The sequence below is a fragment of the Marinococcus sp. LNSP9103-4 genome, from assembly GCF_056034345.1.
This window is the reverse complement of the sequence record NZ_JBQLIA010000004.1, coordinates 118,178-130,847: the sequence shown is the minus strand read 5'-3', so window position 1 is coordinate 130,847 and position 12,670 is coordinate 118,178. Positions and strand designations below refer to the sequence as shown.

Genomic DNA, 12,670 nt, shown 5'->3' with positions numbered 1-12,670 from the left:
CCGTTCAGGGAAGCAGTGCTGCTGTTACTGCGTTTCAAGCACCTGCTTGAAATCGTCGTTTTCTTTGATTTTTTCTTCCGCATAAGGGCAGCGGGGAACGATCGTTTTGTTTTCCGCTTTTGCTTTTTCCACCACATTGCGGACCAATTCTTTTCCTACGCCTTTTCCTTGCTCTTCATCGATTACTTTGGTACTATCGATGACAATGCTTTGTTCACCTTCTTCAAAAAATGAAATGTCACCAATAACCTTGCCATCCTGCTCAGCAGTAAATCTGTTATCATAATGTTTTATTTCCATGAAAAGAAACTCCCTTCGTTTAAACGTTGTTACTAAATAATTCATTACCGTTTCCGGCGGATCATAAACATCGGAAACAATAACAAGAAGCCTTTACACATATCGAGGCAGCTGTTATGATGAAGTATGTGCTTAAAAATATGAATGCCACGAATATTATGAAAAGGAGTGAGAACCTTGGCTAAACAATCTAAACTCGCAAAAGAGCGTAAGCGCGAAGAAACGGTAGCGAAATACGCTGAACTCCGCCGTGAGTTAAAAGAAAAAGGCGATTATGAGGCACTGCAGAAGCTTCCTCGTGACGCTTCTCCAACACGCCTTCACAATAGATGTTCGATTTCCGGTCGTCCACACGGCTATATGCGTAAATTCGGCATGTCCCGTATCGCTTTCCGCGATCTGGCCCACAAAGGTCAGGTACCAGGCGTTAAAAAAGCAAGCTGGTAAGCCGTTCTTACTAAAAAAAGCAGCCGATTGGCTGCTTTTTTTGTGTCTTTTTATTCGTTACGTGTTGCCTTTGGTTGGAATAGGATTTTCTTTTAAAATTGTGCCCACATGCAGCATATTGTACGCCAGTTTAGGAATGTGCTTTTGAACGAATTCGCTTTTAATGCCCTCTGCTTCAATAAACGAAGGCCCCGGTCCGGCTTCACCGACCCAGTAGCAGTTTGGACGCGGCGGAAGCGTAAAGCCTAAATGGGACAAGCCGAAGACAATAGACTGAATGGCGTGTTTGGCACCGTCTTCGTTGCCTGTGGCTACTACTCCGGCAACCTTGTCGTAATAGATTCCCTGCCCTTTTTCGTTTGTATGGCTGGCTGATCCATTCAGCCGTTCTATCGCTTTTGTAATTATACTGCTTTTTTCCCCGAGCCATACCGGTGTCCCAAGCAGCACCAGTTCCGCTTCCTCAATCTTCGCCTGAATAGACGGCCAGTCGTCTCCTTCTCCTAGATCATCTGCGACTCCGTAAGGGATATTGTAGTCCGCCAGACGGATTTTCTCCACCTGCACCCCTTCCTCTTCCCAAATCTGCATGACTTCATCTGCCAGTGCGTCTGTGTTCGACGTATGAGAAGAATCCTTTAACGATCCGTTTAAAAACACTGCTTTCATCGTTTCACCTCTTTTTATAGTTGATGCTTCCTTATGTACCCCGAAGTTTCCTTATATAATCTTCCATTACCCCGGCTTTCGTTTGCTTCCTCCCCCCTGCGGGTAAATACAGGCAGAATACTTTATACATGGAGGAATACATAATGATGCCATTTGCCGAAAACGCACTGCAAAATGAACACGCCCTTGTGACCGGAAGTACACGGGGCATTGGAAGAGAAACAGCCATTACGCTTGCCCGCATGGGAGCTGATGTTACAGTTACCGGCCGAAACAAAGAAAAACTGGAAGAGACCAAACAGCTGATCCTCGATGCACAGCCGCAGGCCCGTGTATTTGTCTATCCTGCAGATATCACTGATGCTTCGGCTCGCAGTGATCTGGTAAAAGCAGCTGAAGGTGCACATGGGTCGTTGAGCCTCCTGGTAAATTCAGCAGGCGTACTAAAACGTAAATTTGTTGATGAGCTCGAGGAATCGGATCTGCAAGAAATGATGGACGTAAACTATACCTCCACCGTTCTTTTAACCCAGCTTGTGTACAAACGCATGCAGGAGCAGAAGAAGGGTGCGATTGTGAACGTTTCTTCTCTTTCCGGTTTACGCGGGACTCCGGGTAACAGCGCGTATTCTGCTTCAAAGTTTGCGATCACCGGCTTCACCCAGTCCCTTGCGCTTGAAGCTATTGAACATGGTATCCAGGTTAACGCGGTTTGCCCTGGCTATGTGCAGACAGAAATGGTGGAGCAGCTCATGCAGACAAAGGCTGAAGAAACCGGCAAAAGCCTCGAAGAACAAATGCAGGCGTCCGCTGACAGTCTTCCGTCCGGGCGGATGACCCAGCCGGATGAGGTCGCCAATACTATCGCCTACCTGTTAACAGACGCTGCCTCCAACATTGTTGGAGAAGCCGTAAAAATTTCCGGCGGAAGCGTCGTACACTAAATCTTTTCGTATCATTCTTCAAACACAAAAAAGCCTGTCCCACACTTTCGGGACAGGCTTTTTCTATTTAATGCTCTGAATGTTCTTCTCCTCCAGAACCGCCGCCGGAGCCGCCGTTCATATCCATATCGTGCATGCCAAAGGACATTACCCAGATGGAGCCTGCGATAACTACCGCTGCGATGAAAAACCCAAATAGGATGTTTCCATACTGCGGTACTGGGTTTTTCTCCGCAATGTGCATGAACATGACAAGCTGAAGCACGGCCTGGATAACTGCGAGTATCATAATGATTGCAATAATCCATGGCACTGGAAGTCCGGACATCACAGTTGTGTAAGCAGCAACGAGCGTCAAAACAATAGAGGCGATAAAGCCAATAATGTGTTTGACGGGGATGCCTGACTCACTGTGTTCTGTGTGTTCACTCATTTAAACCACCATCCCTATCAGGTAGACGGCTGTAAAGATGAAAATCCATACAACGTCCAAAAAGTGCCAGTACAGGCCGATGACAAATGTTTTTCTTGCCGTCGTCGGCGTTAAGCCAATACGAACCAGCTGAATAATAATCGCTGTACACCAAAAGACACCAAGCGTTACGTGAAGTCCGTGCGTACCGGTGAGCGTAAAGAACGCTGACCAGAATGCACTTGATTGAATCGTTGCACCTTCGTGAACGTAGTGTACGAACTCATAAATTTCAAAGCCAAGGAAGCCAAGACCTAAAGCCAACGTGATGCTAAGCCATATAAGAAGACCCTTTAAGGATTCTTTTCTCATCATATGAATCGCTATCCCACACGTAAAACTACTTGTTAAAAGCAGAAACGTCATGGCAAGAGCCATTGGCATTTCAAACAATTCCGGTGCCGGAGTAGCGTCGCCATAGCGGCCGAACAAAACGGCGTAGGTGGCGAAGAGCGTGGAGAAGAGTACCACCTCGGCTGCAAGAAAGATCCAGAAGCCAAGAATGGTAAGCGTTCCTTCTTCTTTTCGGTACTCAAGAGGCCCGGTTTTTAATTCCGCGTGTTCACTCATTCTTTACGCCCCCTTGCCTGCTCCTCAGTACGTTTAATTTCATCAATAGGGACGTGATACCCTTCATCATAGTCGAAGGAGCGAATAACCATGCAGATAATAATTCCGATGAGTCCCGGAATTGCAAGCCAGAACCAGTGCCAGACAAGACCGAAGCTTGCTACAAACATAATAGCTGACATGATGATTGGCATTCCCTTGTAGCTCGGCATGTGAATCGGCTCGAGCTTGGATTCATCGTACGTTGTAGCACCTGTTTCTTTCATATCCCAGTACGCTTCGTGGCTGTTCACGTATGGAACTGTTGCAAAGTTGTAGTGCGGTACAGGCGTTGTTGTGGCCCATTCGAGCGAACGCCCGTCCCAGGCGTCCCCTGTTTTTTCCCGTGGTTCGTAACGAAAGCTGTAATAAATGTTGAACGTAAAGATAACAAACCCTGCTGCGAGAATAAAGGCACCGGTAGTAGACAGCAGGTTAAGCGGCATCCATTCCGGTTCAATCGTATACGTACGGCGCGGCATTCCCATAAGACCGAGGAAAAACTGCGGCAAAAACGTAATATTAAAGCCGATGACGGTCAGCCAGAAGCTGACTTTCCCGATCTTTTCGTTCATCTTATGACCAAACATTTTCGGGTACCAGTACGTAAGACCGGCGAACATTCCAAACAATGTACCGGCGATCAGCACATAGTGGAAGTGGGCAATCAGGAAGTACGTATTGTGGTACTGGTAGTCAGCGGAAGCCATACCGAGCATAACCCCGGTAACCCCGCCGATGGTAAAGTTCGGTATAAAGGCAAGCGCCCACAGCATCGGAACATTAAACCTGATCCGTCCTTTATACATCGTCCCAAGCCAGTTAAATATCTTAATCCCGGTAGGAACGGCAATCAGCATGGTCGTAATGGAGAATAGTGAGTTAACTCCTGCTCCGGCCCCCATCGTAAAGAAGTGGTGGACCCAAACGACGAAACTCAATCCGGCAATAACAACCATGGCGTAAACCATCGCTTTGTAACCAAACAGCTGCTTTCTGGCAAACGTTGAAATAACTTCAGAGAAAACACCGAATGCAGGAAGAATAACGATATATACTTCCGGGTGTCCCCAGAGCCAGAAAAGGTTCGCCCACATCATCGGCATACCTTCACCGGCTAAGGTAAAGAAGTGAGTGCCAAAAATGCGGTCCATCGTCATCAGAGCCAGCGCAATTGTTAAAATTGGAAAGGCGAAAATAATGATAATGGATGTAATAAGTGCCGACCACGTGAAGATAGGCATTTTCATCAGCGTCATGCCCGGCGCACGCATCCGCAGGATCGTGACAAGGAAGTTAATCCCTGTGGCAAGCGTACCGATACCGGACAGCTGCAGTGCTAATAAATAGTAGTTTTGGTTAATCTCCGGACTAAGCTCCGGCCCTGCCATCGGAACATAGCTGGTCCACCCGGCGCTTGGAGAACCGCCGATAACGAAAGATACGTTAAACAGCATGGCGCCGAAGAAAAAGGTCCAAAAGCTGAATGCGTTTAAAAATGGAAAGGCTACGTCCCGCGCCCCTATTTGAAGGGGAACCGCAACGTTCATCAAACCGATAATAAACGGCATCGCCATGAAAAGAATCATAACTGTTCCGTGCGTTGTAAAGATTTCATTATAGTGCACAGAATTTAAAAAGTTCATTCCCGGGAGCGCAAGCTGCGTCCTCATCATTAAGGCATCGACACCGCCGCGGAACAGCATAGCCAACGCAGCAATGATATACATAATACCGATTTTCTTATGGTCCACCGTCGTTAAGTATTCGTCCCACAGCCATTTCCAAAGCTTGAAATACGTCAGAACAAACACAATACCCACCGTAACGAGGACAATGGAGGCCATCGCCCCGTAAATTAACGGCTCTCCGGTGACAAGAAAATCATTCCATATAAAATCCCACAAAGGATGTCACCTGCTTTCTATATTTATCATACTAAGCTTAATTTATTCTTCTTCCCACGGACCGCCTTCGCCGCCGTAAAGGGATACGTCTTCACCAAGGTCTCCGCTGTAGAGATCCGTAATATAACTTCTGCCGTCGTTTTGGCCAAAGTCAACATACTCCAGGTGCGTGCTCGAGTATTCAGCCTCATCTGCAAGACCTGGCTTTAAATATTCGTTAAACCGTTCTTCCGTCAATTCTGGGGCGTTGCTTTGAATGTCGCTTACCCACTGATCGAATTCTTCTTCACTTTCAGAAGTGACGGTGAATGTGTGCTCTGCAAAGCCGGATCCGTTGTAGTTTGCATTACGGCCTGCGAATTCGCCTTCTTCATCTGCCTGCAGATACAGCGTATTCTGCATGCCGGCCATGTTGTATTTCTGACCGCCAAGCGCAGGTATCCAGAGTGCTGTCATAGAGTCAGCACCGGACAGTTTAAATTCGATTGGACGATTTTCCGGTATGTGTAAGTAGTTAACCGTCTCAATGTCCTGCTCAGGATAACTGAAATACCATTTCCAGTTTGATGTATCGGCATGTATTACCAACGGTTCCTGGTCATTGCTTTCTTCAGGAGGTTCTTCCAGAGCATACAATGAGGTCACTGTAGGTACCGAAAGAGCTGCTACAATAATAAATGGAATAACCGTCCAGACAATCTCGAGCGTGGTGTTTCCGTGCTGGTGAGGGTCATAGTCCTTGTCTGTCCAGTTCGGGCGTTCCCTAAACCGGATAATCATGTAGAAAAATAGCACAAAAACAACAATGACAATGACGGACATCAGTGTAATAGAAAAAATGATGAGTTCCTGCTGGGTTCTGGCCACCGGACCTTTAGGATCCAAAACTGTAATACCGCTGCAGCCGCTGGCGACGAGCAGCAAAGCAAACAACCCTGGTACCATAAACAGTCGTTTAAACCAGGAAACTAAGTTTTTCAAGCGCTTCACGCTCCTTCCTTTTTATTACCGACTTCTGTGATGAATAACCCCTCTCTCCATCAGCCACGGTTCATTCCGTTCATATGCAGAGCGCACCATTATCGTAGCAAATTTTTATGCCTCTCGTCATTTTTTCTCCGGCAAAATTTCAAAATTGACGATTTTTAAACACAAATATGTCATAAAACGTTCACTTCTATGCGCCTATTGCTTAGAACCTTTATCATCGTATCCTAACGACTGCCAATTTTCAACCTGCGAAAGGCGGTTTTAGGACAAAATTACCGCCTGCCTGCGCACACATTTACACCTTATTTTTGTTCCATATAAGCCTGGGCACCGGGTGCCTTTTCTGTATATTAGAAAGAACGAGCCATCAGGCCCGTTCTTTTACCGCTTCAAGCAGCAGCATATTTGAATTAATAAGCACTTCCCGTTCTTCCCGGTACGTCGAAAACGACTGCGCTTGGCTCTCAAGCTTATGCACCGTCCAGCCTTCGTACCGTTCAGAAAGCTTTTGAATAATATCTTCGGTATCGAAATTCACTTCCATTTTTGCCGGAAGCTCCTCGTTCGTCTCCGCGTCTGTTTCATGAATCCCGGTGTTCATTAAAAATGCATGCACTCCGCCCTCAGCTGTGCCCTTCTGAAGTTTATCGATTAAATTCCAGAAGGTTTTTTCGTCAGGTACGTGTTCGATGCTTGAAACTGCTATAATGCCGTCAAAATACGCCTCTTCTGGAGCATATTCCTCTATTGCCTGCTTCACCGGTTTAATTCCCTGTTCGACGCCGTATTCTTTGGCGTACTCCGTTAGCTGGGTGATGGCTTCGTCTAAAAAGTCCACGCACGTAACCTCACACCCCTGCTCCTGAAACTGTCTCGCGGCCGGTATGCTGTTACGGCCAATGCCGCACCCGAGGTCGAGCAGCCGGACGTCTTTTCCTTTTCGAATTCGGCCCAGGGCGTTAATAATACGGGAAGCTGGTTTTTTCATCCAGGTGCCTTCTTCAAATAAGTCATGCTGCTTGTAGTACTGACGGTGATATTCTTTTTCCGAGGCCCTGATTTCCTCTAAACTTGGTTCTTTCACACAAGCACCTCTCTTGTTTTTCTATTTTTTTACAAATCGCGCTGTTTTACAGCCTCCCAAACCACGTGAGGCAGTTCAGGAATAATCAGTTTTTCCATCGCAAGCTTTACAGCCCCGGAAGACCCGGGCATCGTAAATACCGGCTTGTGATCGATAATGCCGGCGGCAGCTCTCGATAAAATCGCTGAAGACCCGATGTCTTCCACGTAACTCAGGTAGCGGAACAGCTCGCCAAACCCGACAATTGCTTTATCAAATCTGGGCTCTACCGTTTCGATGGTAATATCCCGGTCCGCAATCCCGGTCCCGCCGTTAATCAGCACCGCTTCCGCCTCCGGGTGGACAAGCGCTTCGTTCAAACAATTGGTGATGGATGCCTGTTCGTCTGTCACTATTGAATAAAAACAAACCTCGTGGCCGTGGGATTCGAGCAGCTCATGAATACGTCTGCCGCTTTTATCCGTTTCTTCGGTCCGCGTATCACTTACGGTAATAACAGCGCATTGAATCTTTTTCTCTGCCTGCTCTTTATGTTCTTCTGTTGCCATAGAAGTCCCCTCCTTTATTTTTCTCTTAAAAAAAGAAGCCTTTTTCAGGCTTCCTCTTTTCTTCCTATTATCCCCCAATATAGGACATTTCAATCCGCTTACGGTTGCGTGCCGTTTCTTCGGTCCGCTCTTCCGAGTAACGGTCGGTCCGTCTGCCCCATATGCCGGCAATATTATTAAAGATCGTATCATCTGAATCCTCAGAACGAAGCTGATTCCGTAAATCATACCCTTCGGTGGCAAACAGGCACGTAAACAGCTTTCCGTCTGCCGAAATCCGCGCCCTTGTGCACGTAGAGCAGAACGATTCCGTAACAGACGAAATAACGCCGACTTCACCGCTGCCATCCTTATAACGGTAACGGTCAGCCACTTCACCGTAATACCCCGGATCCACGGGTTCAATCGGAAACGTCTGGTGAATCGTGTCGATAATATCTTTTTTCGTCACCACCGACCCAAAGTTCCAGCCATTGGTGCTGCCCACATCCATAAACTCGATAAAGCGCAGGTTGACGCCACGCTGTTTAAAATACATAGCCATTGGAAGAATCTGTTCTTCATTCATCCCTTTTTTGACTACAGTATTCACCTTTACAGTAAGGCCTGCTTTTTTCGCTGCTTCAATGCCTTTCAACACAGGCTTCGAGCCGGTTTTTCTGCCGTTAATACTCGCAAACACTTCATCATCGAGTGCATCGAGACTGATGTTCACCCGCTGCAGCCCAGCGGCCTTCAATTTTTCAGCCTGGGCGGGCAGCATTACACCGTTTGTAGTTAAAGCGATATCTTTAATGCCTTCGATTTCCGTCAAGCGGCGGATCAGTTCGGGCATGTTTTTACGAAGCAGCGGCTCTCCTCCGGTTAAACGGAGCTTCTCGACACCAAGACCCGCAAACAGGCGCGACACCCGGACGATTTCATCGAAGGAAAGCCGTTCATCCTGACCCATAAATTCAAAATCCGGGCCAAAAATTTCTGCCGGCATGCAGTAGGTGCACCGGAAGTTGCATTGGTCTATCACGGAAATACGCAGGTCACGAAGGGGACGGTTTAACTGGTCAGTTACATTGGTCATCGTATTCCCCCTCTCTCTATTTTACCTTTCTGTTTAACTCTTCAAGCTGCCGGACAGTATTAATATTTTCAAATGCCTCAGGGCGCCAGTACGTCTGATTGACGTCTACGACTCTTTCCCTGCCGCTGAATACATTTTTCATCCGGTAATCCCCGGATTCGAGCTGGGCTCCTGCTATTGAAAGCAGATCCGCGTGGAACCATCCACAAGCGGGGGCCAGCCTTCCCCCAACCTCCGGGATAACCGCCTCTGTTTCCGGCGTAATATAAGAGGCTAGAAAACGCACCTCTTCCGCAGTGATAAGCGGCATGTCCACCGGAAGCATAAATACCCAATCTTCCTCTGTATAGGAAAGGGCGGTGAAAAGTCCGGCCAGCGGTCCCTTCTCTTTATGAGGCGGAAGATCTTCCCTGACCCTCACCCGCTCTCCGGCTTTAATTCTTCCGGCAAACGACGGATGAGAAATCAGCCAGATGGTTTTCACTTCAGTCTGAAGAGCCTCGACGGCCCGTTCATAAAAATACCTTTCTTTCCAGACAGCAAAGGCCTTCGGGGAACCAAACCGCTCCGACATGCCTCCGGTTAAAATAATTCCATCTGCCACAGTGTTACCCTCCGCTGACCGGCGGGATCAGGGCTACCGTGTCCCCCTGGCCGACCGGCGTGCTTCCTTCGGCAAATTCTTCATTTACAGCGGTCATAATGCCGCTGATATCAGCATCATACGCTGCTCTTAAATGCTCAAGTACATCTTCAACAGTAGCTATACCGCCACTGTTAATGGTGATCTTCTCGCCGCCAAAAATATCTTTCATGTGGGCAAAGCATAACACATTAATCACTCATTTCCACCTCCCGGGGCTCCGTCTGGATACCGCGTTTGTTCAAGCTGGTCTCCCACCCATTGCTCGCCGTCTTCCCAGTGTTCTTTTTTCCAGATTGGCACAATTTGTTTAATGCGCTCAATAATATACTCATTCGCTTCGTAAGCGTCTTTCCGGTGAGGCGTCGAAACGGCAATCACAACTGCCGCGTCCGAGATCTGCAGTTCACCGGTGCGGTGCCCCACGGCTGATTCAGCGTCCGGCCACCGTTCCTTCACTTCCCGGCCGATTGCCTCGAGCTGCTTTTCCGCCATCGAATGATACGCTTCGTATTCCAGATAGACTGTCCGCCGGCCTTTGGTAAATTCCCGGACCGTCCCGATAAACTGGACCACAGCTCCTGCTTCCGGACGCGTCACTTCAGCAGCAAGCTCTTCCACAGACAGCGGTTCTGATGTAACAAAAAATCGTTTCTTCATAGTATACTCCTCATATATTGTTCAAACCATTCATCTGTTTTTTCCGTCTCCTGAAAATGATTTACTTCTTCTCCAGGACCAAACGCTGTTTGAATATTTTCAAGACTTTCAAGAGATATTTTATCTTTTGTGCTCCGGAGCAGAAGGACTTTTGGATGCGGTGCTTTTTTGTATCCCTCTATAAGAATAACATCAAGCGGGAGGTGTTGATAAATATTCAGCAGGGTGGAAAGGTCCGGCTCCACCATATCTGCGAGAAACTGAAAGACTCCGGCGCCTTCCACACCGGAAACCACAGCGCCGGCCTCCTTCAGCTCCAGGCTGTCGGCCCCCTCCGGCTGAAGCGGCACGCTCTGGTGGCCGTGATGCTTTAATATGCCAACCCTCCAGCCGTTTACCCTGGCAAGCGCCGTCCAGCGTTTAAGCAGGGTCGTTTTTCCGCTTTCTTTAAATCCCGTTACCTGCAGTACCGGGGTGGTCATGAGAGCGGCTCTTTCTGGCCTTCATTATCTTCAAGCAGCATGACATCGACCACGTCCCCCTGCTGGTATCCTCGGCTTCCCCCGGGCAGAACGATACACGCATTGGCACCAGCCAGGGAGGTGACCGCACTCGACTTATTAAAGCCTCCCGGCTCTGCAAATAAACGGTCGCCTTCTGCACGGCAGCTGCCGCGAACAAAACGGGTGAACGGGTTCGGCTTGGAGAAATCCGCCGCGAGCTCTGCCTTCACCATTGTATGGTGCGGATGCGCAGAATGCATGACGGCCTGAATTACCGGCCGCACAAAAAGCTCAAAGCCCATATAGCAGGCGGACGGATTTCCTGAAAGGCCAAACAGCAGCGTGCCTTCCCAGCTGGCGACGGTTGTTACGCTGCCGGGACGCATCGCTACTTTGTTAAAGAACACGTCTGCGCCAAGCCGTTCGTAAACGTCCGGGAGCAGATCGTAGTCCCCAACCGACACCCCTCCAGTCGTAATGACCATGTCTGTCTCCTCTGCCGCCTGGCGCACCGCCTCGTAGCAGGGATCCAGTTCATCCTTCAGCTTGCCGTAGTATACAGGCTCCGCCCCGGCACGCTGCAGCTGGGCAATCATCATATAAGCGTTGCTGTTTCGTATTTTGCCCGGCTCCAGATCATCAGAGACGTCAAGCAGCTCCGTCCCTGTCGCAAACACACCGACGACCGGCTTTTTAGCCACCTTCACCGTGGCGTAGCCAAATGTCGCAAGGAGGGCCGTGACGCCGGGATCAATCCATGTGCCCACCGGAACGAGCTCGGCACCAGCCTCCGTATCTTCCCCTTCAAAGGAGATGTTTTGATGCTCTTCAAATTCGCGCTTAATCGTCATAAGCGGGTACGTTCCGTCATGATCCTCCTGGACAAGCTCGAGCATTACGACGGCATCGCACTGCTCCGGAATTTTTGCCCCGGTCATGATGCGTACTGCCTGAAACGGCCCGAGTTCTTTTTGTGACACAAAACCAGCGCCGATTTCCTCCACTACCTGAAAGGTGACCGGCTGCTCCCGGGAGGCCCCGCGGGAGTCCGCCGAACGGATCGCAAACCCGTCATAGGGAGAACGGTCAAACGGCGGCACCGGATGAGCGGCTGTGATCGCCTCCGCCAGCCGACGGCCGTAGGATTCCTGGATGGAGACCTCCTCCACGCCACCTTCTTCGACATTCTCCATTACTCGTTCAATTGCTTCTTTTACAGGGACAGGCGTACGTTTTTCAACCATATCGATGCTCCTTTATCATATTTGAATGTATGTATCCGTGCTATAATCGGTCAATACTGTATCCAGGAGGGACATGTACCATGTCAGAATTCACGCATTTTAACGAACAGGGCCGGGCCAGAATGGTGGACGTCTCCGATAAACCGGTGACGAGCAGAAGTGCCCTGGCAGGTTCAAGCATCCGTGTTCCAGAAGAGGTCTACCATGCCATAACGCAGGGGGATATTAAAAAAGGGGATGTGCTCGCCGTCGCCCAAATCGCAGGAATCACCGGCGCCAAACAGACATCCACCCTCATACCAATGTGCCATCCGCTCCCGTTAAGTAACGTAGACATCAGCTTTTACTGGGAAACAGAAGAAACGTATGAACTATTTATTGAAGCTTTTGTTAAAACGAAGGGAAGCACCGGTGTGGAAATGGAAGCGTTGACCGCAGCATCCGCCGCTGCTTTAACCGTGTATGATATGTGCAAAGCGCTCGATAAAGGAATGGTCATCGGACCGACATACCTGCTTGAAAAAACCGGGGGCAAAAGCGGTGACTATCACCGGGAAACAGGCGATTAATAT

General features: G+C 48.9%; 17 protein-coding genes. 3 read left to right on the top strand and 14 right to left on the bottom strand.

Going from position 1 to position 12,670, the window contains the following annotated elements; all coding sequences use genetic code 11:
• Window positions 1–24 precede the first annotated feature (24 nt).
• Complete coding sequence (locus ACTRXG_RS04440) at window positions 25–300, bottom strand: GNAT family N-acetyltransferase (protein ID WP_022792514.1); 276 nt, start codon at window positions 298–300, stop codon at window positions 25–27.
• 177 nt (window positions 301–477) lie between these two features.
• On the opposite strand from ACTRXG_RS04440, the gene rpsN reads away from it, so the two are divergent.
• Window positions 478–747, top strand: a complete 270-nt coding sequence (gene rpsN, locus ACTRXG_RS04435; protein WP_022792513.1) for a 30S ribosomal protein S14 — start codon at window positions 478–480, stop codon at window positions 745–747.
• Between the two features lie 57 nt (window positions 748–804).
• Here the strand turns inward: rpsN and ACTRXG_RS04430 are convergent, their stop codons facing one another.
• A complete protein-coding gene (locus ACTRXG_RS04430; protein WP_474284155.1) occupies window positions 805–1,416 on the bottom strand; it encodes a flavodoxin family protein in 612 nt (203 codons plus the stop codon).
• A gap of 143 nt (window positions 1,417–1,559) precedes the next feature.
• On the opposite strand from ACTRXG_RS04430, the gene ACTRXG_RS04425 reads away from it, so the two are divergent.
• Window positions 1,560–2,360, top strand: a complete 801-nt coding sequence (locus ACTRXG_RS04425; protein ID WP_474284154.1) for an SDR family NAD(P)-dependent oxidoreductase — start codon at window positions 1,560–1,562, stop codon at window positions 2,358–2,360.
• Window positions 2,361–2,427: 67 nt separating this feature from the next.
• Here ACTRXG_RS04425 and qoxD read toward each other — a convergent pair whose 3' ends face one another.
• The 12 genes from qoxD to ACTRXG_RS04365 all read right to left on the bottom strand — a co-directional run bounded on the left by qoxD (window position 2,428) and on the right by ACTRXG_RS04365 (window position 12,098).
• Entirely contained in the window at window positions 2,428–2,793 is a 366-nt protein-coding gene (qoxD, locus tag ACTRXG_RS04420) for a cytochrome aa3 quinol oxidase subunit IV (RefSeq protein ID WP_474261489.1), read from the bottom strand.
• Window positions 2,794–3,402 carry a cytochrome aa3 quinol oxidase subunit III gene (qoxC, locus tag ACTRXG_RS04415; protein ID WP_474261490.1) on the bottom strand — a complete coding sequence of 203 codons (609 nt, stop codon included), beginning with the start codon at window positions 3,400–3,402 and terminating at the stop codon, window positions 2,794–2,796.
• A complete protein-coding gene (qoxB, locus tag ACTRXG_RS04410) occupies window positions 3,399–5,348 on the bottom strand; it encodes a cytochrome aa3 quinol oxidase subunit I (RefSeq protein ID WP_474261491.1) in 1,950 nt (649 codons plus the stop codon). The genes qoxC and qoxB overlap by 4 nt, the downstream gene beginning before the upstream one ends.
• Before the next feature lie 42 nt (window positions 5,349–5,390).
• On the bottom strand, window positions 5,391–6,329 hold the full coding sequence (qoxA, locus tag ACTRXG_RS04405) for a cytochrome aa3 quinol oxidase subunit II (protein ID WP_474284153.1): 939 nt from the start codon (window positions 6,327–6,329) through the stop codon (window positions 5,391–5,393).
• A gap of 376 nt (window positions 6,330–6,705) precedes the next feature.
• A complete protein-coding gene (locus ACTRXG_RS04400) occupies window positions 6,706–7,422 on the bottom strand; it encodes a class I SAM-dependent methyltransferase (RefSeq protein WP_474284152.1) in 717 nt (238 codons plus the stop codon).
• Window positions 7,423–7,451: 29 nt separating this feature from the next.
• Window positions 7,452–7,970, bottom strand: a complete 519-nt coding sequence (locus ACTRXG_RS04395) for a MogA/MoaB family molybdenum cofactor biosynthesis protein (protein WP_474261494.1) — start codon at window positions 7,968–7,970, stop codon at window positions 7,452–7,454.
• Window positions 7,971–8,037: 67 nt separating this feature from the next.
• Window positions 8,038–9,048 (bottom strand): GTP 3',8-cyclase MoaA, encoded by a 1,011-nt coding sequence (gene moaA / locus ACTRXG_RS04390; protein ID WP_474261495.1) that lies wholly within the window; start codon window positions 9,046–9,048, stop codon window positions 8,038–8,040.
• A gap of 16 nt (window positions 9,049–9,064) precedes the next feature.
• Window positions 9,065–9,652: a molybdenum cofactor guanylyltransferase gene (locus ACTRXG_RS04385; protein WP_474284151.1), complete on the bottom strand. Its 588-nt coding sequence runs from the start codon at window positions 9,650–9,652 to the stop codon at window positions 9,065–9,067.
• A 4-nt stretch (window positions 9,653–9,656) separates the two neighbouring features.
• The gene (locus ACTRXG_RS04380; RefSeq protein WP_474284150.1) at window positions 9,657–9,890 is read right to left on the bottom strand and encodes a MoaD/ThiS family protein; all 234 of its coding nucleotides are present in this window, start codon (window positions 9,888–9,890) and stop codon (window positions 9,657–9,659) included.
• Entirely contained in the window at window positions 9,887–10,351 is a 465-nt protein-coding gene (locus ACTRXG_RS04375) for a molybdenum cofactor biosynthesis protein MoaE (protein WP_474284149.1), read from the bottom strand. The genes ACTRXG_RS04380 and ACTRXG_RS04375 overlap by 4 nt, the downstream gene beginning before the upstream one ends.
• The gene (gene mobB, locus ACTRXG_RS04370; protein WP_474284148.1) at window positions 10,348–10,833 is read right to left on the bottom strand and encodes a molybdopterin-guanine dinucleotide biosynthesis protein B; all 486 of its coding nucleotides are present in this window, start codon (window positions 10,831–10,833) and stop codon (window positions 10,348–10,350) included. Before mobB ends, ACTRXG_RS04375 begins: the two co-directional genes overlap by 4 nt.
• Window positions 10,830–12,098, bottom strand: coding sequence for a molybdopterin molybdotransferase MoeA (locus ACTRXG_RS04365; RefSeq protein WP_474284147.1), 1,269 nt, complete (start codon window positions 12,096–12,098; stop codon window positions 10,830–10,832). Before ACTRXG_RS04365 ends, mobB begins: the two co-directional genes overlap by 4 nt.
• Before the next feature lie 80 nt (window positions 12,099–12,178).
• On the opposite strand from ACTRXG_RS04365, the gene moaC reads away from it, so the two are divergent.
• A complete protein-coding gene (moaC, locus tag ACTRXG_RS04360) occupies window positions 12,179–12,667 on the top strand; it encodes a cyclic pyranopterin monophosphate synthase MoaC (protein WP_474261501.1) in 489 nt (162 codons plus the stop codon).
• Window positions 12,668–12,670: the final 3 nt, after the last annotated feature.